The organism is Nannocystis pusilla, from assembly GCF_020073745.1.
Classification (GTDB): domain Bacteria; phylum Myxococcota_A; class Polyangia; order Nannocystales; family Nannocystaceae; genus Nannocystis; species Nannocystis radixulma.
This window is the reverse complement of sequence record NZ_JAIRAU010000011.1, coordinates 1-20,318: the sequence shown is the minus strand read 5'-3', so window position 1 is coordinate 20,318 and position 20,318 is coordinate 1. Positions and strand designations below refer to the sequence as shown.

16 protein-coding genes are annotated in these 20,318 nt (G+C 73.1%); 4 read left to right on the top strand and 12 right to left on the bottom strand.

Annotated elements, in window-relative coordinates; genetic code table 11:
- Positions 1-66: 66 nt before the first annotated feature.
- Positions 67-3,405 (bottom strand): hypothetical protein, encoded by a 3,339-nt coding sequence (locus K7C98_RS11705; RefSeq protein ID WP_224191693.1) that lies wholly within the window; start codon positions 3,403-3,405, stop codon positions 67-69.
- A 117-nt stretch (positions 3,406-3,522) separates the two neighbouring features.
- Positions 3,523-5,727, bottom strand: coding sequence for a S9 family peptidase (locus tag K7C98_RS11700; protein WP_224191692.1), 2,205 nt, complete (start codon positions 5,725-5,727; stop codon positions 3,523-3,525).
- A 981-nt stretch (positions 5,728-6,708) separates the two neighbouring features.
- Between K7C98_RS11700 and K7C98_RS11695 the strand changes: the two genes are divergently transcribed.
- Positions 6,709-7,410, top strand: a complete 702-nt coding sequence (locus K7C98_RS11695; protein WP_224191691.1) for a hypothetical protein — start codon at positions 6,709-6,711, stop codon at positions 7,408-7,410.
- Between the two features lie 211 nt (positions 7,411-7,621).
- Here the strand turns inward: K7C98_RS11695 and K7C98_RS11690 are convergent, their stop codons facing one another.
- Positions 7,622-8,275, bottom strand: coding sequence for a glutathione S-transferase family protein (locus K7C98_RS11690; RefSeq protein ID WP_224191690.1), 654 nt, complete (start codon positions 8,273-8,275; stop codon positions 7,622-7,624).
- A 170-nt stretch (positions 8,276-8,445) separates the two neighbouring features.
- A complete protein-coding gene (locus K7C98_RS11685) occupies positions 8,446-9,795 on the bottom strand; it encodes a hypothetical protein (RefSeq protein ID WP_224191689.1) in 1,350 nt (449 codons plus the stop codon).
- 212 nt (positions 9,796-10,007) lie between these two features.
- Here K7C98_RS11685 and K7C98_RS11680 point away from each other — a divergent pair, with 212 nt between their 5' ends.
- Entirely contained in the window at positions 10,008-10,763 is a 756-nt protein-coding gene (locus tag K7C98_RS11680; RefSeq protein ID WP_224191688.1) for a hypothetical protein, read from the top strand.
- Between the two features lie 70 nt (positions 10,764-10,833).
- Here the strand turns inward: K7C98_RS11680 and K7C98_RS11675 are convergent, their stop codons facing one another.
- Positions 10,834-11,466: a TetR family transcriptional regulator gene (locus K7C98_RS11675; protein ID WP_224191687.1), complete on the bottom strand. Its 633-nt coding sequence runs from the start codon at positions 11,464-11,466 to the stop codon at positions 10,834-10,836.
- An 87-nt stretch (positions 11,467-11,553) separates the two neighbouring features.
- Between K7C98_RS11675 and K7C98_RS11670 the strand changes: the two genes are divergently transcribed.
- Positions 11,554-12,222 (top strand): O-methyltransferase, encoded by a 669-nt coding sequence (locus K7C98_RS11670; RefSeq protein ID WP_224191686.1) that lies wholly within the window; start codon positions 11,554-11,556, stop codon positions 12,220-12,222.
- A 68-nt stretch (positions 12,223-12,290) separates the two neighbouring features.
- Here K7C98_RS11670 and K7C98_RS11665 read toward each other — a convergent pair whose 3' ends face one another.
- From K7C98_RS11665 to K7C98_RS11655, 3 genes are all read right to left on the bottom strand, one after another.
- Positions 12,291-13,742: a sensor histidine kinase gene (locus K7C98_RS11665; protein ID WP_224191685.1), complete on the bottom strand. Its 1,452-nt coding sequence runs from the start codon at positions 13,740-13,742 to the stop codon at positions 12,291-12,293.
- The gene (locus K7C98_RS11660; protein WP_224191684.1) at positions 13,739-14,524 is read right to left on the bottom strand and encodes a response regulator transcription factor; all 786 of its coding nucleotides are present in this window, start codon (positions 14,522-14,524) and stop codon (positions 13,739-13,741) included. The genes K7C98_RS11665 and K7C98_RS11660 overlap by 4 nt, the downstream gene beginning before the upstream one ends.
- 155 nt (positions 14,525-14,679) lie before the next feature.
- Positions 14,680-16,380, bottom strand: coding sequence for an MXAN_6577-like cysteine-rich protein (locus tag K7C98_RS11655; protein ID WP_224191683.1), 1,701 nt, complete (start codon positions 16,378-16,380; stop codon positions 14,680-14,682).
- Between the two features lie 70 nt (positions 16,381-16,450).
- Here K7C98_RS11655 and K7C98_RS11650 point away from each other — a divergent pair, with 70 nt between their 5' ends.
- On the top strand, positions 16,451-17,299 hold the full coding sequence (locus K7C98_RS11650; protein ID WP_346660276.1) for an SIMPL domain-containing protein: 849 nt from the start codon (positions 16,451-16,453) through the stop codon (positions 17,297-17,299).
- Between the two features lie 35 nt (positions 17,300-17,334).
- Here the strand turns inward: K7C98_RS11650 and K7C98_RS11645 are convergent, their stop codons facing one another.
- From K7C98_RS11645 to K7C98_RS11630, 4 genes are all read right to left on the bottom strand, one after another.
- Complete coding sequence (locus K7C98_RS11645; RefSeq protein WP_224191681.1) at positions 17,335-17,844, bottom strand: SRPBCC domain-containing protein; 510 nt, start codon at positions 17,842-17,844, stop codon at positions 17,335-17,337.
- Entirely contained in the window at positions 17,841-18,182 is a 342-nt protein-coding gene (locus K7C98_RS11640) for an ArsR/SmtB family transcription factor (RefSeq protein WP_224191680.1), read from the bottom strand. The genes K7C98_RS11645 and K7C98_RS11640 overlap by 4 nt, the downstream gene beginning before the upstream one ends.
- Positions 18,172-18,639, bottom strand: a complete 468-nt coding sequence (locus K7C98_RS11635) for a VOC family protein (RefSeq protein ID WP_224191679.1) — start codon at positions 18,637-18,639, stop codon at positions 18,172-18,174. Before K7C98_RS11635 ends, K7C98_RS11640 begins: the two co-directional genes overlap by 11 nt.
- Positions 18,640-18,748: 109 nt before the next feature.
- Positions 18,749-20,056 (bottom strand): hypothetical protein, encoded by a 1,308-nt coding sequence (locus K7C98_RS11630; protein WP_224191678.1) that lies wholly within the window; start codon positions 20,054-20,056, stop codon positions 18,749-18,751.
- Positions 20,057-20,318: the final 262 nt, after the last annotated feature.

The following is a 20,318-nucleotide window of genomic DNA, read 5'->3' as shown; positions in this document are numbered from 1 at the left end:
GATTGCGCTGCGGCGATTCGATCGCCGGCCCGGCCGGCGATAGGAGCAAGCCACCCCGTGAACGCGCTACGGTCGCATCATCATCGAGTCCGGGCCCGGGGCCTCGACGATCTGCTCCACGCCGAGGAACGAGGCGAACGCCTGCTGGAGCGCGGCCTTGTTCATCGTCGTGGCCGCGGGCAGCTCGAGCGCCATGCCGAGGATCCCGTTCTCCCAGTCGAAGGTCCAGAAGCGAGGCTCGGTCAGGTCGTCTTCCTTCGAGGCGTGGAACGTCCGCCAGGTCTCACCCGGGAGTCGCACGCATCCCTCCACGATCCGGCTGTCGTCGTCCACCACTACGTCGTACGAGATCTCCGCTCGCTCGGCGAAGAAGTACGAGGGCTCGACGCTGCCTTCGAGCGCGGTGAGGTGACGTTCGATCACCGTGCGGTACACGTGCTTCGTCGGGAAGTACACGACGTACTTCCAGCGCTGCGTCTCGGCCACGGCCGTGTGGTCCTGCATCGGCTCGCGCCAGAAGACGACGCCCTCCAGCTCGTTCACGTCTTTGTGCCACGGCTCGTCGGTGACGAGCTTCACCCGCCCGTTCACGGCGAACGCCGGCGGTCCGGGCGGGGGAGGCGGGCCCTGGCCCGGCTTCGCGGGAGGCTCGCACAACATCGGGTCAAGCTGGACGAGACGCGACGCGACGGGGGTGCGCTGCGCCGCCGCGAGCTCGGCGATGAACGCCTCGATCTCGTCCTCGAGCGGCAGTCGCGGCGCGCTGGCGGGATCGAAGGCCGGCAGCTCGGGCGGCGGCAGGCCGAGGTCGGCGAGCACGCCGGTGCACACGCGCAGGTCGTCGACCCACGAGAACTGCGGGCCGTCGGCCCAGGCCTCGCGGTAGCCGGCGAGCGCCAGCGGTGCGGCGAGCTCGCGCTCGCCGAGCGCGAGGTGGGCGGCGGCGAGGATGCCGGCGACGCGGCGATTGTCGTGGCGCCTGGCGGCGACGTGGGCGTGGGCGAGCGCCTGGCGGGCCTCGGCGAGGCGGCCGAGCCTGGCGAGGCAGACCGCGCGCCAGGCGTGGGCGCGCGAGCCGTCGCAGCCCATCCGCCGCGAGAGTTGCATCGCCGCGTTCAAGTGCGACAGAGCCGCCGCGAACGCGCCGCGTTCCGCCTTGATGCGGCCGGAGAGCAGATTCCAGCGGGCGGCGATATACGCGTGCCAGCCGATCGTGAGATAGACCGACGCTTCCTCGAGGAACGGCTCCGGGTCGTGGCCGCGGCCGAACGCGATGGCGGCGCGGCAGAGGTCGAGGAGGATGTTGTCGTGCTCCTCGCCGAGCGCCGCCATGTCGGCCTCGGCCTCGTCCCAGCGACCGAGGTCGGTCGCGATCTCGGCGCGGCGGGTGAGCCGGCCGGTCTGCTCCTTGCCGTGGGCGAGCATCAATCGGTGGACGAGGGCGCAGGTGTGCATCGCCGCGTGGGTGCGGTTGGCGGCCGCGAGCGACTGCATCCGGCCGTCGAGGCTGATCTGCAGGCTGACGGGGCGGCGGCGCTCGAGGTCGAGCCGGACCGCCACCTCGCGCAGGGCCGCGGCCTCGGGTTCGCGCCCGACCTGCGCGAGCGCGTACGAGAGATCGGAGATCCGCCGGCTCTGGGCCGTAGGGTCGTCGAGGTCCGGGGGCTCGCGCAGGCCGTCGGGGAACAGCGGGGTGAGGAGCTCGATCACCACCGGATAGGCCGAGAGGCGCTCCTTGAGCGCGGCATCCAGGCGCTGCTCGTAGACGTCCGAGGCCTCGTCGAGCTCGCCGAGGCCGATGTGCGCGCGGTGGAGCTCGAGCGAGCGCCGCAGGTCGGCGATGCAAGTGACGTCGTCGCGCTCGCGCGGGCCGGGGCCGAAGTGGCGGCAGACCGCCGCGAACGCGGGGTTGCTCTCGCTGTGGCCGTCGAGGCGCTCGAGCGCGTGGGCGCGGACGATCGGGTGGAGGTCGTAGCGGTTGCTGCTGCGGTCCCACGTCAAGAAGCCGCGCGTCTCGAGCTCGCACAGGTCGGCGTGGACGGCGGCGTAGTGGGCGCGGACCCCGGGCAGGCGCTCGTACGCGTCCGCGAGCGCGCGATAGATGTCCCACGCGTCGCAGCGGGCGCGCAGCCGGTCGCGTCGATCCCTGAGCCTGCGCCGGGCGTCGAATTCGGGCTCGCCGGCGAGCTTATCCTCGACCTCGCGCAGCCGGGCGCGCGGCGGCGGCGACGGACGGCGCAGGCCGAGCGGCGGTCTCACGAACCCGAGCACGTCGTCGTGCTCGGCCGCGAAGTGCAGCCGGGCGAGCCGCCACAGCAGGTCCTCGGGGCGAATCGCCAGGACGTCGAAGGCGGTCTCGAGGATGTTCCTGCGCAGCTCGTCGGGCTTCGCGTCGTCGCCGAGGATGTCGGCGAGCAATCCGGGGTCGTCCTTCATGACGCCGGCGAGGAGGCGCCACAGCAGGGCGTGGTGATCGAGCGTCGCCATGGCCCTCGTCGCGGGGGCGACCCATGCGGCGGCGGGATCGAGGCCGAGCGCGCGCAGCAGCGCGGGGAGCTCCGCCGGATCGAGGCCGTCGAGCTGGCGCAGCTCGAAGCCGGGCGCGAGGCCCTCGCCGTCGCGCAGGTCGGTCGGGAAGATCCGCGAGGTCGCCAGCAGCCGCGTCGGGCCCGCCTGGGCCAGCGCGCGCAGGAACTCGCCGTCGCGCGGATCGGTGAACGAGTGCGGGTCGACGGCCTCGTCGCCGAGGCGCGTCGCGTCGAGCCGGTGATGCGCGATCAGGGCCCGCTCGAGGCCGTCGACGACGAGCAGGAACGGTCGCGCCCGCGCGGCCTCGAGCACCTCGAGCTCGAGCTGCTCCCGCTGGCCGTGAAACGCGTGCGAGGGCGAGACCCCGGCCGTGTAGGCCGCGAGGGTGCGGAGCAGGCCGTCGAAGTTCGCGCCGCGCCGGTAGAAGCTGAACCACAGGCAGCCGGCCCACGGCGGGGCGTCGGCGAGCCGCCGCTCGACCCACGCCCACGCCAGCGCGCTCTTGCCGACCCCGCCGGGCGCGACGAGCACCCGCGCGGGCCGACCGTGCGCGAGCCAGGCGTCGAGCTCCGCGAGGTCGGCGGTGCGCCCGGTGAAGCTGTTGGGCTTGAAGTACGGGTGTACGAGGTGCGGCGCGGGCGGGACCGGCGTCGCGTACGGGTGCTCGTAGGAGATGGGCTCGTGGGCCGGCTCGGCGTCCTGGTCCGCGTCGTCGAAGGTCGCCTCGGGGGGCAGGGCGAGCAGGCGCAGCTCGGCGTAGGCGGCAGGGCCGAGGTCCGCGGGCGGGCCGTCGGGCAGCCTCAGGTCGGCCGGGCCTGGATCGTCGCCGACGCGGACGACGAGCGCGTCGGCGATGGTGACTGTCCTCGAGGACATGTCCAGGGGGACAAGGCCTGCGCGCCAGACGGCGTCGATGACGGCGGCTCGGGCGGCTTCGGGGGCGTGAACGGCGACGTGGCGGGCTGTTGTCATGAGCGCGGAGGATTGGTCGGCCTAGCCCGGCGGGCCGAGCTTGTCGGCGAAGAAGCGCCGGACGTCATCGTAGTAGTAGCGGCGCGGCTCGGGGTTGTGGCCGGTGCCGGGCATGATGAGGAGCTCGAAGCGCTTGTCGGCCCGGATCAGCGCGTCGGCCATGCGCATGGTGGTGGAGAGCGGGGCCTGGTCGTCGCTGGTGCCGTGCATGAGCTTGAGAGCCCCGCGCAGGTTGCCGGCGAGCGGGAGGTTCGAGGCGGCCTCGTAGGCGGCAGGGTTGGCGGCGGGCAGGCCGAGGTTGGGCTCGTTGCAGAGCGCGTCCTCGGTGAGGTCGCCGGGGGCACCGGCGTAGCCGGCGACGAATCGATCGGGCGCGGTGAGCATGGCCCGCAGCGCGAAGTAGCCGCCCCAGGAATGGCCGTAGACGCCGAGGCGCTCGAGGTCCATGTACGGGCGCGTCGCGGCGGCCTGGTCGAGGGCGGCGAGGTGGTCGGGGATCTCGATCTGGCCGAAGCGGCCGTAGGTGGCGTCCTGAAACGCCTTGCCGCGCCCGGGGGTGCCGCGCGCGTCGAGGACCATGACGACGAAGCCCATCTGGGCCAGGCCCTCGGCGATCCGGCTCTCGGAGGTGCCGACGTAGGTCCACGGCACGACGGAGACGAACGGACCGGCGTAGATCAGGTCGATGACGGCGTAGCGCCGGCTCGGGTCGAATGCGACGGGTTTGAAGAGAGTGCCGTGGAGTGGAGTCACGCCGTCGGCGGCGGTCGTGACGATGGCTTCGGGCGGCTGGTAGCCGAGCGCGGTGACGGCGCTCGCGTCGGCCTCAGCGTAACGAAGCGCGGCGCCGCCGTCCACGGCGACCACGTCCCACGCGCGCGGGCGGGCGCGCGCGGAGTGGCCGTCGATGTAATAACGCCCGGACGGCGAGACGCTGGGGCGATGCATGCCGGCGTCGCCCGACAGCCGGGTCAGCGCGCCCCCGGCGATCGGCAGGCGATAGACGAGGCGATCGTAGGGCGCGTCCGGCTCGGCGGACGCGAGGACGAGCAAGGCGTCGCGCTCCGGCGTGACCGCGAGGACCTGATGGACGGGGAACGAGCCGCGGGTGAGCTGGGCCTCGAGCTCGCCGCTGTAATCATAGCGGTAGACGTGGCGCCAGCCGTCGCGCTCCGAGATCCACAACAGGCCGTCCGACAATGGCATGACCTGCTGCTGCCATCCGCCCTCGTCGAACCCGACGTCGGCGACGAAGCTGTCCGGCCGCTCCTCGCGGACGATCAGGCGCACGTCGCCGGTCGCGGGAGCGACGGCGAGCAGATCGAGCCGCTTGCCGTCCCGCGCCAGACGCAGCACGAGGGCCTCGCTCCCGTCGGGTCGCCAGCCGGCGAGCCAGGTGTACGATTCGTCGCCGGGCAGCGCGGCCTCCACGACGCGCCCGGTCGCGGGCTCGACGAGGTGGAGCTCGGCGCGCACCAGCGGCGTGCCGGTCTTCACGTACGGCACCTGCCTCACCTCCTCGAGCGCGGTGGTGTAGTCGACGATCGGGAGCTTGTGGACGGCCCGGGCGTCGCGACTCCAGACTGCGAGGTGGCGGCTGTCGGGCGACCAGGCGGTGCGCGGGAGCTTCCACGCGGCGTCGGGCTCGCCGTCGCGTTCGACGAGGGCGCGGCCGTCGGCGGCCACGACCGCGAATCCGTGGCCGCGCCGGACGAGGAGCGCGCGGCGATCGGGCGCGAGCACCGTGTCGGGCGCCAGCACGTGATTGGCGGGGTCGTCCGCGGCGAGGGCGACGACCCGGCGATCGTCGAGGCCGAGCGCGAAGGTCCGGTCGCCGATCCGGAACACGAGCCGCGTGCTGTCCGGGGCGAGCGCGAATTGCAGGTAGTCCCCGGGCACCGTCGCGCCGGCGAGCTGGGCGCTCAATTCGTCGGGGGACAGCAACGGGGCGACGGTGCGGGCCTTCGGGTCGACGATCTCGAAGGTGCCGCGGTTCGGACCGACGCCGGGCCAGTGCACGAAGCGGTCGTCCGGGAGCCAGACCTGTCCGCTGAGGCTGTCGCGGATCCGTTCCGGCCGGAGGAAGAATTGCTCGGCGTAATCGAGGCGGGCTTGCAGCGGCTCGAGGTCGACGGGCGCGGCAGGCGAGGCCGGCTCGGGCTTGCCTGCGTCGCACGCGGCCGCCCCGGTGAGCGCGGCGGCGAGGAAGAGGATGCGGTGAATCATTGCAGGGCGCTCCATGCCGGGTTGTCGAGCAGGTCGGCGAGGATGGCGAGTCCGCGATCGAGCTCGGCGCGCGAGTGGGCGGCGGCGAGCGAGACGCGGATCGCGTTGGGGGGCATTGCCGGGGCGGGCGGCGAACACGTGCGAGGGGCCGAGCAGGACGTCGCGGGCGTGCGCCTGCTCGACCAGCTCGAGGGCGCGGCGCTGTGGCGGGCACGGTGTGTATGTACCAGGATAGGATCGAAGATTGTCTCAGGACAATCTCAATGCAGCCGGAGGGCCGCACGCAGCAGGTCTCGCGCGCCGCGTCGGTGTCTTCAGGAACGGCCCGATCGGACGATGGCGGTCGTCCCGGGGACGAGGCGGCGCCCGAGTTCGAGCTGAACTCGCCGCCTGGCTCGGCGCAGGCGATGAGGCAACATGTCCCTTCGATCATGTCGAACGGCCACGCGGCGAATTGCGGCCGCGGTGGCAGTATACGCGCAGGGCCGCGACGTTCACGGCGGAGCGCCAGGCGTGCGAGGGACGCCGGACGCGGCCTCGTCCGTCACCGCCCCGCGGCCATGGCCAGCGCGACGCCGCGTTGCAGCGTGCTGCAGGTGAGGATGCCGCCGAGATCGATCGGCGGCGTTCGCCCGCGAATTGTCGCCAGATCGGCGCACGCAGGCGGGCTCCCCGGTCGCTGATTCGTCGCTGCAGACGACGTTTCACCGGAGTCACTCTCGCGGGTGACGAGGCGCCTGGAGATCGTCCGGGTCATAGCTAACAGTATTCTGCACAGCGGGCCGCACGATGTTCGGACACGCGTGGTCGGAGCAAACGACGATCGACGGCGGGTTGTCGAACGCGGATGTGGGGACGTATCCTCGACGGGGGTCGGATGTTCACGCGGGGATTCACGCGCACCGGCGCGGGCCGCCGTCGAATTCGCGCCGCCGCAATTTTTCCGGCGGCCGCGGCTACTCCTACCGTGGACGCGACCTCATGCACCGCGAGCTCCTGAAACCCCGCCGTGAATTCCCCGGCCGCTTCGCCGGTCGGGACGACGAGCGCAGGGACGCCGACGACGCCGCGTCCTCCGACCCGGTGTCTGCCGACCCCGAGGGGACCGGCCTCGCGGGGCGCCACCAGGTCGCGGCGCGCTTCGAGTCCCGCGGCGAGCGCTGCGAGGTGCAGGGCGACGCAGCGCGCGGGCTCGACGGGCTCATGACGAAGGCAGCAGTCCGTGGCTCGATCCGTGGATCCGCGATCCGGCGCGCGACATGCCTCGGCCTCGTCCTCGCCGCGCTGACGCACGCGTCCGGCTGCGGCCCCGAGTGTGACATGGATCGCGACTTCGTCCTGACCGTGGAGCCCGTCGACGGGGACGGGGTGCACCTGCCCATCCAGGCGCTCGAGGCCGCGCTCGACGCCGGGGAGATCGAGATCTGCGTCGACGGGCTCGAGAGCTTCTGTCACACAAACCCGTCGATCGAGTTTCTCCGCGAGAAGAGGGTGTTCGAGCTGACGCGCTCCGACCTCGCGTACCCCGACCGACGGCGCTGCGAGCTCCCCACGGTCACGTTCAGCATCGAACTCCCCGGCTGCGAGCCGGCCGAGTACGTCCTCGAGGGCGGAGAGACCACGAACCAGGTCAAGTTCGAGATCCACACCGGCCGGATCGAGATCGTCTGCCCGCGGACGTAGCGCCCCGTCGCCTCGCTGCCCCGGGAGTCGCCCCATTCCTCGACGACCAGGAATCCGTGCAGTCGGGCGACCCTCGACATACCTCCCGGACGACGGGGCCTTCGCTTTTGCGAGACGACCGCGCAATCATACGACCGCGGCGAGCGTCCCGCGAACGGATCTTGCGCGGCCGTCGCTGTCCTGCGCGCGAGCGACGGGACGATTCCCGCGCTCAGCGGATGTCCGCGGCGGTCAGGCCGAATCGCTCGGTGTAGCGCTCGAGCGTCCGCTGCCAGGCCGGGCGCGCCAGGGCCCGATCGTAGTACGCTTGCAGCCGCGGGTAGTCGGTGAGGAGATCGGTGTGCCGGATCTGGCGCAGGACGGTCGCTAGCAGGATATCGGCGACCGTGAACTCGTCCGTGGCGATCCACGTCCGCCCTTCGAGCCGGCGCTCGAGCCCGCCGAGAGCGCGGCGGGACCAGGCGACCAGCGCGGCCCGCTGCTCGTCGCCGCCCGGCAGGCCGCCGAGGTCCATCAGCAGGATCATCGCGACCGGCGGCTCGACCGTGGTGAGCGCGGCGAAGCACCACTGGACGACCGCGGCCCGGCCGGCGGCGTCGGCCGGCAGCGCGCCGGCCTTCTCCGCCAGGTAGAGCAGGATGGCGCCCGTCTCGGCGACGACGACGCCGTCGTCGTCGATCACCGGCAGCTGATTGAACGGGCTGATCGCCGCGTACGCCGGACCGTTGTGCTCGCCGCCGGTGTGGTCGAGCGGGTGCACGCGGTACGGCAGCCCGAGCTCCTCGAGCGCCCACTGCACCCGCAGGTCGCGCGTCTCGCCGATGACTATTCGGATGACTCGGCCGAAGCCGTAGAGCGTGATCATTCGATCCTCCTCGCCGGGTCGTCCATGTGGATGGTTGGGGGGTCGACCCTGCGGCGGCAGTCTGAGCGAGATCGCGCGTCCCGTCAATCCATCCGGGCTCGGTTGCCGCGATTCCGGAATTCGAGGGGCGCGATGTTCGAGTGGCGCAACGACGCCGGGCGTTCAGAGCGTCACAGCGCGCGGCAAATCGTGGTCACCGGCGGGCCGCCGAAGCGGAAGCTGCCGGTGAGGTGGCGATGGGGCGCCGCGCCGGGGCGTTCGATGCGGGTCTCGAAGCAGATGCCGTGGTGGGTGCTCCCGGGTGTCTCTTCGATGCAGGGGCGGCTGGTGACGGTCCAGCGGGTGCCGTCGCTCAGCGCGAGGTCGAACTCGCGGGCGGCGCGGTTGGGATCCCAGCGCGTCGCGTGACGGGGGCGCCGCGGGAGCGTGAGGTCGCGGACCGCGAGCTCGCCGGGGATGGGTCCGGCGAACAGGATCTGCGAGCTGCCCTTGAACCGCCGAATGTCGATCAACTCGGCCTCGTGACAGAGCGGTCCGTGGGCGAGGCACCAGGAGCCCGCGTGCTCGTCGGAGAAGCGGATCCGGCCGACGACTCCGCCGGCGGCGAGGATCCAGTAGTCGCCGGGGACGGGCGCGATGTCGTCGAACTCGGAGGGGATGGCCACGACGCGGTCGTGGCCTCCGATCGGCTCCTCGGACGAGCGGTGCGAGCTCAGTCGGGCGTCGCCCCAGCTGAGCAATTCGAGGGTGTGCATCGGCGGCGGCTCCGGAGGGCGAGGCGCCGGCTCGGCGTACCACCGACCGTCGTGGCGCCGCCAGGCCTCGTGCAGCTCGCAGCGCCGGTGCGGGTGACAGTTGCCGCGCGCGCGCAGTCGATCGATCGCGCCGTCGCCGTCGAGGTCCATCGCGTCCGACAGCAGCCAGCGTCCGCGTGCATGCCCATCGCTGTCGAACGCGCGCGGCGAGGGCAGCGGTTCGTCCGCGGCGAACGGACCGAGCGCGTCGGCGTACTCGAGGTCGGCCAGCGAGCCGTCGACGATGCGGGCCCAGTGGCGGCGCTCGGGGTCATCGCCGGCGCACACGATGCAGCCCTCGACGTCCGGCGGACAGGTCTCGCCGGTCGCCTCGAGGACGGCGAGCCTGCCGGCCGCGCCGAACGCGACGAACCGATCGCCGGGGGCGGGCGCAGGGACGCCGAGCAGGGCGACGCGATCGGCCGGGTAGCTCGCGACGTACGGCGCCGCGACAAACGAGGCCGGGCGCGTCACCGCGGGAGCAGGCGGGTGCCAGCGGAAGAGGCCACGCTCGAGCCGATAGACCCGCCGGCGCAACGCCTCGGGCGGCGGGCTGTGACGACGCGCGTCGTCCTCGAGGATCAACGTGTCACCGGCGTCGAGCGTGACCTCGGGGCCGGCGTCGACGATGGCGCGGAGCGGCGCCGACGGTGACGCCGCGGGCGCGGCCGGCCGGCAGCCGAACAGGCCGGCGAACAGCGTGACGACGAGGCCGGGACGGAGCATGCGCGGCCTGGAACGGCCGGCGCGGCCCCGCCGGTCTACGTGGAGTCGCTGTCCGTCGCTGTTGCCGCCGAGATGCTGAGGACGCACGTTCGGGAGCGAACCATTCGTCGTGCGTGGCGCTCTCCTGTGATCCGCGACGAATCGCGGCGCGCGCGCGTGTGCGTGATAGAATCCCCGCTGTTCCGGCCATTGTCCCGGGGGAGGCTCCAGCGATGAGACGATCCGTCCGTGTCCTGACTCCCGCGTGCTTCCTCGCCCTCGTGTTCGCCTGCAAGTCGCCCGGGGCCGACCCGACCACCGAGACGACCGACGGCGACCCGAGCCCCTCCACGGACGGCACGAGCACGACCACGACGGCCGCGCCGCCGACGACGACCACGGCCACGACCGACAGCACGAGCACCACGACCGGCGCCACGACCGACGTCGCGAGCACTTCGACCGGGGGTCTGCCCGAGCCCGCGTGCGCGTGCAGCGATCCGAGCATCGAGGAGTTCTCGACGCTCGCCTGCGAGCCCGGCCCGTGCCCCGCGATCACCTCGCACTGTGAAAGCGACGGCGACACCGGCGGCGCTTTCGGGCCCGACGATGCCCCGCGCGAGTTCGTCGGCTGCATCTTCAACGCGTCCGTCCAGATCGACGGCCCCGACGCCCTCGCTTGCGCCCTCGATCAACTGATCGCCGGCACGCCCGGCGTCATCAGCTTCCAGCACGACGGCGACAACCTCGACAAGCACGGCGGATTCATCGTCGTGCAGGCCGACCGGAAGGCGCTCGGCCAGACCTGGGAGCAGGTCGAGCCCGGGTTCGGCGAGCGGAGCGCAGCCGTCGTCGCCGCGTTGCAGCCGCCCGCCTACTACGAAGCCTGCAAGAACGCGGTCGAGGGCGAGGACCAACTGCGCTGTCTGTTCGAGTGGGCCGCCCCCGGCGACCCGCTGCAGGTGTGCAGCGACGGCGCGAGCTGGTGATGCCTGCGCCGTCTGTCGCCGCGCGGTTCGGCGCGCCCGGTCGCTTGCGGCCGCGCGGAGCGGCGAGCGGTCAGCGCCGCTTCGACTCGCGCAGGTAGGCGAGGAACATGTCGGCGGTGGCCGTCGCCCACGCGTCCACCTCGGCCGGCGTGCGGTCCGCCTCCGAGACCTGCTTGCCGATCGCGGTCATGGCGGTGATGTAGAGCTCGGCCGCGAAGGCGCGCTTGCGGGGCGTGAGACCCGGCGCGGCCGCGTCGATGAGGGCGGCGAGCGCCGGCAGGCCGCGCTCGCGCTTCTCGTGGGCCTGCGGCGAGTCGCGGTAGAGCGGCGCCGCGTCGCCGAGCGCGCGCCGGAGCGGCGCCTCGTCGCACTCGGTGCGGAAGAAGGCTCGCATCGCAGCCCGCAGTCGCTCGGCGGCGTCGAGGCGGGTGTCGTTGAAGATGCCGTCGAGGAGCCGACTGGTGGCCGCCCACTCCTCCTCTTGCAGGCGGAACAGGATCGACTCCTTGTTGGGGAAGTACTGGTAGAGAGAGCCGACGCTGACGCCGGCCCGCTCGGCCACGCGAATGGTGGTGAACGCGGCCGCGCCGTCGCGCTCGAGAACGCGAATCGCGGCCTGCAGGATGGCCTCGACCAGGCGCGACGAACGGGCCTGTTTCGGGGTCTTTCGCGGGGCGAGGGGCGGGCTGGGGCGTCTCGGCATGGCTGCGCTGCGAATGCGAATTGTGAAGGCGAATGATCATTCGTATTTTATCGAAGGGCGCGACGCAGCGCCACCCGAAGAGGAACCATGACGAACACACTCACGACTCCACCCGTCGCGCCGCTGCTCGAGCGGCTGTTCGCGGACGCCGCCCGGTCCCGCCAATTGCTCGGCGAGCTGTTCGGCCAGCTCTCGCCCGAGGAGCGCGCGGCCCGCATGTCCGACCCCGGCGTGGACTACCGCGCCTTCTACAGCAGGGCCAAGGAGATTCACATGCCGGTCTCACCGGCCACCGGCGCGCTGCTCTACATGCTGGCGCGAGCGAACGGCGCCCGCGCGATCGTCGAGTTCGGGACCTCGTTCGGCATCTCGACGCTGCACCTGGCGGCGGCGCTGCGCGACAACGGCGGCGGCAGGCTGATCGGCAGCGACTTCGAGCCCAACAAGCTGGCGCAGGCGCGCGCCAACCTCGAGGCGGCCGGGCTCGCAGATCTCGTCGAGATCCGCGAAGGCGACGCGCTCGAGACGCTGGCGCGCGACCTGCCCGCGACCATCGACGTGGTGCTGCTCGACGGGCACAAGCCGCTCTACGCCAGGATCTTCGCCGGGCTCGCGCCGCACCTGCGCGCCGGCTCGTTCGTGGTCGCCGACAACACCGACGCCTGCCCCGACTACACGGCCCTGGTGCGCGCGCCAGGCTCCGGCTACCTGTCGATCCCGTTCGCCGGCGACGTCGAGCTGACGATGAAGCTGTGAGCGGTCCGTCGTGACGTCCTGGCGGGCATCACATGTCCATTCGGACATGCACGCGAGGACAGCCATGATCAGACCGCGGCGGCCGCGAGCGGGAGGCGGAGCACGAAGGTGGCGCCGGGGCTCGGTTCGTCCGCGACGGTGATCGTGCCGCCGTGGGCGTCGACGATCCGCCGCGCGATGGCCAGCCCGAGGCCGGTGCCGCCGCGCCGGCGCGAGCGGTCGGCGGTGTAGAACTGCTCGAACACGTGGGGGCGATCGGCGTCGGCGATGCCGGGGCCCTGGTCGCGGACGGCGAGCTCGGCGTGGGTGCCGCGGCGGCGGGCGACGACCTCGATGAGGCCGCCCGGCGGCGAGAACTTGAGCGCATTGTCGAGGACGCACAGCAGCGCCTGGGCGATCCGCTCGGGGTCGATGTTGACGGTGAGGTCCTCGTCGAGGTCGAGGAGCAGCGAGACGCGGCGGTCGAGCGCGCGGCCCTCGATGGCCCGGGTGGCGCGCTCGAGCACGGGCCGCAGCGGGACGTCGTGGCGGTCGAGGCGGGCGGCGCCGGCCTCGAGGTGGCCGAGGTCGAGGAGGTCCTGGATCAGGGAGCCGAGCCGGGTGGTCTCGTCGACGGCGGTGCGGAGGAAGCGAGCGCGCAGCTCGGGGTCGTCGCCGGCGCCGTCGTCGAGCGCCTGCAAGGTGACGCGGAGGTTGGAGACCGGGGTGCGCAGCTCGTGCGAGGCGTTGGCGAGGAAGCTGCGGCGCTCCTGCTCGAGCGCGCCGAGCCGCTCGGCCATGCGATTGAGCTCGGCCGCCAGCTCGCCGAGCTCGTCCGGCCGGGCGATCGCCAGGCGAGTGCCGAGCTCGCCGCGCCCGAGCGCGACCGCGAAGTCGCGCATCTGCGCGATCGGCCGCCCGAGGCCGCGCGCGAACCAGGCGATGAAGCCGGAGCCGACGGCGAGGATCACGCCGAGCGCGACGAGCACGGTGAACACGGTCTCGCGCGTGTGGGCCTGCAGCTGGGCCAGCGAGCGCGACATGCGGACGACGCCGAGCAGCTGGCCGTCGCGGACGATCGGGACGTTGTCGTAGATCCGGTCGTCGTAGCCGTGCGTGCCCTTGGCGGTGCCGGATTGCTCATGACCGGCGAGCGCCCCGGCGACCCCGGGGACGGCGGTCCAGTCGATCGCGTGCTCGCGCGGGTCTTTCTGCGAGGTCGCCAGCAGGCGCCCGTCGGGCGCGAGCACCCGCAAGGCGATGCTCTCCTGGGCGCCGTAGCGCTCGACGAGGACGCGCAGGCGCTCGTCGTCGCGGTGCTCGAGCAGCTCCGCGGCGGTCTCGGCGATCGCCTGGGTGCGGGCGGCGAGGTCGGCCTCGGCGGAGGCGAGGAAGAAGCGCGCGAAGGACCACAGCACCACCGAGGCGAGGCTGCCGGCGCCGAGCACGAGCAGGCCGAGAGTGGTGGCGAACAGGCGCTGGCGGACGTCGAGGGGGCGCAGTCGGAAGCGTACGCTCGCGGGCATGTCCCCTCGCGTCACGACGGCAGGTCGTAGCGGAAGCCGATCCCGGGGACGGTGGTGACGAGGCGCGGGTGGGCCGGGTCCTCCTCGATCTTCTCGCGCAGGCAGCGGATGTGCACCGCCAGCAAGGTGTGGCCGTCGGGCGCGCCGGGGCCCCAGGTGCGCTCGATGAGCTCGGTGCGGGTGACGACGCGGTTGGGATAGGAGAGGAGGATCCGCAGGAGCGCGTACTCGGCGGCCGAGCAGGTGATCGGCTGGCCGGCGACCACGACGCTGGCGCTGTCGAGGTCGACGACCACGCGCCCGCCGTGGAGCCGGCCGTCGGGCGGGGTGCGCAGCTGCGGCTCGCGGGCGGTGATCCGCGGGATGGGGGCCTGGCGCAGCAGCTCCTCCATGCGCTGGACGAGCAGGCGGTCCTCCTCGAGCAGGCGGCGGGCGCTGACGCGCCGCCGCAGCACCGCGCCGACCCGCGCCAGCAGCTCGGGGGTGTCGAACGGCTTGGTGACGTAGTCGTCGGCGCCGAGCGAGAGCCCGTCGATCTTGTCCTGGCCGCGGTCGCGCGCGGTCAACATCACCACCGGGACGTCCGACTCGGCGCGCAGGCGGCGACACACCTCCATGCCGTCGAGGCCGGGCAACATGAGGTCGAGGATGACGACGTCGGGCTGCGAGTCGCGCGCCCGCTCGAGCGCGCTCGGCCCGTCGGCGGCGGTGGTGACGCTGTAGCCCTCGCGCGTCAGCGCATACGTGAGGCTGACGCGCAGCGGCTCTTCGTCGTCGATGAGGAGCACTCGCGGCATGTCTCTGGGGATAGGCGGCTGGTCAGGGGGCGCAAGGTGAGTTTTATGCTCGCGGCCGCCGTTCGCCCGGGAGGGTGGGGCCACGAGGCGACGGCCGCCCCGCCGGGGTCGTGGCGCGGGGGGCGCGCGCAAGATCCGCGGTGCATGCGCCGCGATCACGGCACCGGCTCGTCGAAGTGGACCGCCCAGTTGTAGAGGGTGTAGCCGTGGCGGCTGGGGGTGGGGTCGGAGTCGCGCAGGTTGCCGCGCGCGCCGGTCGTCGGGCCGGCGCTCTGACCGGGGGCGCCGGTGGCGGCGTAGCGGACGCGCTGGTTGCCGCCGACCGGCACGGCGGCGAGGGTGAGCCGCACGCTGGTGTCGCCGGCCAGCGCGACCTCGGTGATCGCCGGGGCGGCGCCGCTGCTGTCGGTGAACTCGAAGCCGAAGTTGCCGGGGTCGACGACGAGGGCGGTGTCGAGGACGAGCGGCGGGGTGGGCACGGCGAAATCGACGGTGACGACGGCGCCCTCGCGGGTGATCGCGCGCGGCGCGAGCGGCTGCCACGGCAGGCCGTCGACGAGCACGCGGCGGTAGGCCTTGGCGTAGTACTCGCCGAGCCAGCGCGAGCCGTCGCCGGTGAGGTGGACGCCGTCGACGTAGGGGAAGATGTATTTCGGGCCGACGACGAAGATCCGGTCCGGCCGGGCGCGCGCGGCCGCCAGCTGCTCGCCGGGGATCCGCGAGACGGCGCTGCCGTACATGGTCCAGCTCGACATCTGACACAGGAACATCGGCACGGGCAGCGTCTGGCCGGTGAGCGCCCTGACGTCGGCCTCGTAGTCGCTCTGCCACGCCAGCAGGTCCTCGGCGTAGGCCAGGTTGCCGCCGAGGTGGTCGCTCTCGCCGTGGACGATGGCGACCGCCCGCACGGCGTACGACTCGCCCATCGCGGCGGCCAGCATGACGCCGGCGGTGACCTGGGCCAGGCCGGTGGCGTACGGGACGGTGCCCTTCTTCAGCGCGGCGTACGGCTGCCCGCCGACGCCGTGGGCCGAGGCGAGGATCCGGTGGGCGCGGCCGCGGGCCTGCTCGAGCTCGGCGACGAGGTTGGCGGCGCCCGAGGCGATGGTCTCGCCCTCGCTGCCGTTCCACGTCTCGACCAGCGGGATGAAGCCGGTCAGGCCGGCGCCGCCGGCCCGCACGCCGGTGTTGAACGAGACGTTCTGGTACGGCTGCTCGGCGCTGACGACCAGCGCGCCGGAGCCGGTCGACAGGCTCTGACCGCTGATGAGCAGGTGGTGCAGGCCGACGCCGACGCACTCGCCGTGGACGCACGGCTGTCCCGCGGGACAGGTCGCCTCGCAGCCGCCGCAGTGGGCCTCGTCGTTGCTCGGGTCGACGCAGGCCTCGCCGCACAGCGCCTGCCCGGCGGCGCAGTCGGGGACGCAGGCGCCGGCGATGCAGGCGACGCCGGGGTCGCAGGCGCGTCCGCAGCCGCCGCAGTGCGCGGGGTCGAGGTCGAGGTCGACGCAGGCGCCGTCGCACACGACGGAGCCGTCGCCGCAGGCGACGCCGCACTGTCCTTCGAGACAGGCGAGGCCCGGCCCGCACGGCCGGTCGCAGCCGCCGCAGTGGGCCGGGTCGTGGTCGAGGTCGACGCAGGCGCCGGCGCACGCGGCCAGCGGGGCGGGGCAGCCCCCGCTGGTCGCCGGTTCGCCGGTGCCGCCGGTCGAGGTCGGCTCGCCGGTCGCCGTGGGGCCGCCGGGGCTCGGACCTCCGGTGGTCGGGCCGCCGGTGCCCCCGGTGTTCGTGCCGGCGCCGCCGCCACAGGCGCACAGGAGGACGAGGACGAGCGGGTGCGGGGCGCGGACGGGCACGGCCCACGATCGATCGGTTCGCGGGTCGGCGCAAGCCGACGCAATTGGGGGATGTCCTTGCAGACATGTCATGGGGGACAGCCCGGCCAATGCCCCGGGGGCGGCCGCGCGCGGGCGCTCGCGCGCGCGGGCGCGGCAGTGCGCGCAGCTCCGGGGCGCCCGGTCCGCACATTGGCGGCCGCGAGCGAGCGCGCGGGCGTGCGGCGATGATTCGCCGCCAATCGTCGATCGCCCGCCGGCGGGCGGCGCACGTCCCACGCTCACCCGTATGCAACCACGAGAAGCGACAGACACGAGGACGATCGAGGCGACCGGAAAGGGCGTCGTGCGCGCGAAGCCGGACCTGGCGGTCCTGAAGCTCGGCGTGACCACGCAGGCGGAGCAGCCGGCCGAGGCGGTGGACCAGAACGCCAAGCGGATGTCGAAGGTGATCGCGGCCGTCAAGGCGCAGGGCATCCCGGACACGGCGATCCAGACGTCGGAGCTGCAGCTCGACCGGGTGACGAAATGGGACGAGGACCTGCAGACCGACGTGCTGGTCGGCTATCGCGCGACCAACGTGATCACGGTGCGGTCGCCGGTGGACACCGCGGTCAAGGTGTTCGACGCCGGCGTGGCGGCCGGGGCGAACACGGCGGGCGGGCTGGCCTTCGCGGTCAACGACGAGAAGAAGTACCGCCGCGAGGCGCTGGCGCAGGCGACCAAGGTCGCGGTCGAGGACATCGAGGCGGTCGCCAAGGCGCTCGGGGTGAACCTCGCCGCGGTGGTGCAGGCGGAGGTGGTGGAGGCGATCGAGCCGCCGCTGTACGAGTCGCAGTTCTTCGCCATGGACCACGAGCTGGCGGCGACGCCGATCGTGCCGGGGCAGCTCGAGATCACGTCGCGGGTGCGGGTGCGCTACACGATCAAGGCGCCGTGACCGGGGCGCATGAGTGCAGCCTGTCGCCCGCGCGCTCACGCCCGCGGCGGGCGGGCGGCTGCGTGTTCGCGCAGGCTCGTCATCAAATCGCCCCACCACAGGCCCATGGCGCGGATGAACGCGGCGACCGGCTGGCCGTGGCGGACCGGGTGGTCGGGGCGCAGGCTGGCGAAGCCGCGGTGTTGCACGCGGACGAGGGTGCCGTCGCCGCTCGGCGTGAACACGACGTCGACCTCGGTCTTCTCGCCGGCGGCGAAGTTGCTGGCGCGCCACTCGAACACCAGGCGGCTCGGCGGCTGCCACACGAGCACGCGGCCGGTCTCGACCACGCGCGGGCCGGCGTCGGTGTCGAACGACTCGAACAGGCGGCCGCCGACCTCGGGCTCGAGGCGGATGATGCCGCGGTTTCGCCCGGCCACGCGGTACTTGCTGCCGCGGCGCCACCATTGATCGATCTCCTCGGTGAAGATCTCGAAGGCCAGGTCGGGCGGGACCGCGACCGCGACCGACACGTTGGCCGCGTCGCCGGGGATCGGCGCGTTCATGCTTTCCTCCCGCGAGCGCGGCGCTCGGCGTGGGCCTTGAATGCTTGCAGTTGGTCGGACCAGAACGCCTCGACCTCGTCGAGCCAGCCGCGCAGTCCGGCGAATGGTTCGCGCTCGAGGCGATAAACGCGGACGCGGGCGTCGTCGTCCTGCGTGTCCTCGCGGACCAGCCCGGCCTTGCGCAGCACGCGGAGGTGGCGGCTCATGGCCGGGCGCGTCATCGCCAGGGCGTCGGCGATCTCGCTGGCGCGCCGGGGCTGGTGGCGCAGCAGCTCGACGACCCCGCGGCGGGTGGGGTCGGCGAGCGCGGCGAGGGTGCGGTCGAGGTCAGCCGCCACTCGGCCTCGGGTCGCGCACGCGCTGCATGAACCACCACTGATGGCCTTCGGGGTCGAGGGCGCCGTACGAGCGGTCGGCCCAGTAGTCCTCGCCGTAGTCCTCGGTGTTGGGCTCGCGGAACACCCGGGCGCCGCTGGCCCGCGCGCGCGCGCAGTGGGCGTCGACGTCGTCGACGAAGACGCACAGCGTCTGGGTGTTGCCGCCGTCGGCCGCGCGCGGGCTGATGTGCTTGGCCTGGTAGCCCTCGCGGCCGGGGTCGCGGCGCTGGGTGCCGCCGACCATGATGAGGCCCTCGCCGAACACCAGCTCGGAGTGCTCGATGCTGCCGCCCTCGCCCTCGACCTTGAGGCGGACCTCGAAGCCGAACGCGCGGCACAGCCAGTCGATGGCGGCGGCGGGGTCGTCGTAAAAGATGCAGGAGGAGATGCGGGGCCATCCGGCCGGCGTGCTCTTCATGAGTGCTCCGTTCGTTGCGGGGTTGGTGAATAGTTAACCCGAGAGAGAATCATTGTCAAGAACAGAAACCACCGCGAGGACGGGCTCGCGGTGGCTGCAGCGGGCCGAACTACTTGATCGGGGCGGGGCCCTTCAGAGCTTCGTCGAAGCGCTTGACGTAGGCGGCCTGGGCCTGGGTCTTGGCCGGCGCGTCCTCGGCGACTGGCTGGATGACGCTGGCCAGCGCCTTGAACAAAGCCCGGCGCTCGCTGCCGGACGGGGTCGCCGTGATGCGCTTGAGCAGCTCGACGACGGCGGCGAAGTGGGCGGCGTGGCGCTCGACGGTCTTGCCGCTGCTGGTCAGCTGGGCCTTGAGCAGGGCCGGGTTCTTGGGGTCCTCGGGGCCTGTACTTTCGGCCAGGTCGACCATCAGCGCGTGGGCGATCGCCGAAGGGTCGCCCTTGACCGGCTCGAGCTGCAGCAGCGCCGTCGCGCCGCGCGGGCCGGTCGACAGCTGCGCGGCGTTCTTGCCCCTGGCCCGGGTCTGCGCCTGCTTGAGCTGCGGCGCGAGCCTGGCGGTGTCGGTCGCGCCGCGCACGGCGGCGGCGGCCAGGCGATCGAAGCGCAGCTCGAGCTCGGTGAGCGGGCGGGCGAGCGCCGGGCCGCCCTCCTGCGCCGCGAGCACGGCGGCGAGATCGGCCTGGGTGACGGGGGCGTCGTCGGGGCTGATCAGCAGGTCCTGCACGCCCTGCAGCTCGCGCACGAGGTCACGGGCGCGGGCGTGGACCTCGTCGCCGCGCACGACCTCGTCGTCGCCGCTGCCGGCGAGCAGACGGAAGTGGTACGGCGACGGCTGGCCGCGGCGAAGCAGGCCCCACACCTCGGCCCGGCCCTGCTCGTGGCGCAGGCGCGGCTCGTCCGGATCGCCGCCGCGCTGGATCACCGCGTGCTCGAGGCGCAGCACGTTGGCCTGGGGATCGTAGCCGGCGGGGCGACCGGGGTGGTCGCGCATCCAGCCGAGGTCGTAGACCGTGCGGGTGTCGCCGCCGGCCCGCAGCGACTCCGACAGCCTCCCGAGAGGCGAGCCGCTCTCGGCGCTGATCCACAGCGCGGCGACCTTGTCGCCGCGCTCGACGTCGTGGACGATCGACAATTCGCTGAGGCGCTTCGAGGCGACGTCGAGCAGCTGCGGCGTGAGGCCGTCGAGCTCGGGCTTGCCCGCGCCGCCCGGCTGGGCCGCGGCCCGCTCGAAGCGGCCGGCAAGGTCGGCGTAGCTGCCCTTCTCGACCGGCTTGCCCGTCGGGGTGCCGTCGCTGGTCGCCGGGCCGTCGCCGCTCGCGCCGGCGGGGGCGGTCGTGGCCGACTTCTCACATGCTCCGAGAGACAGGAGCCAAAGGACAGACCCTAGGCAGGCCGCGCGCGCAGACGTTCGTCGCATCCGGCCGACTATGCCACACGCGCCGCGCCGCACGCATGCGCGCATGCGCACGCGACTCCGGGTGACCCGCGGCGATAAATCGTGGCCGTTCGACCTGCGGCGCTTCGCCGCCGACGGGACGGGGGGTGCGGACGCGCAGCGAGGATCGACTGCGGAAGCCGGGATGGCGGCACTGCTATGATACGCTGCACCGCCGCTACCGGGAGATCCCCACCCGTGAGTCCCGGCTCAGGCGGCGTGGGGGGCTCGCTCGGCGGCGAAC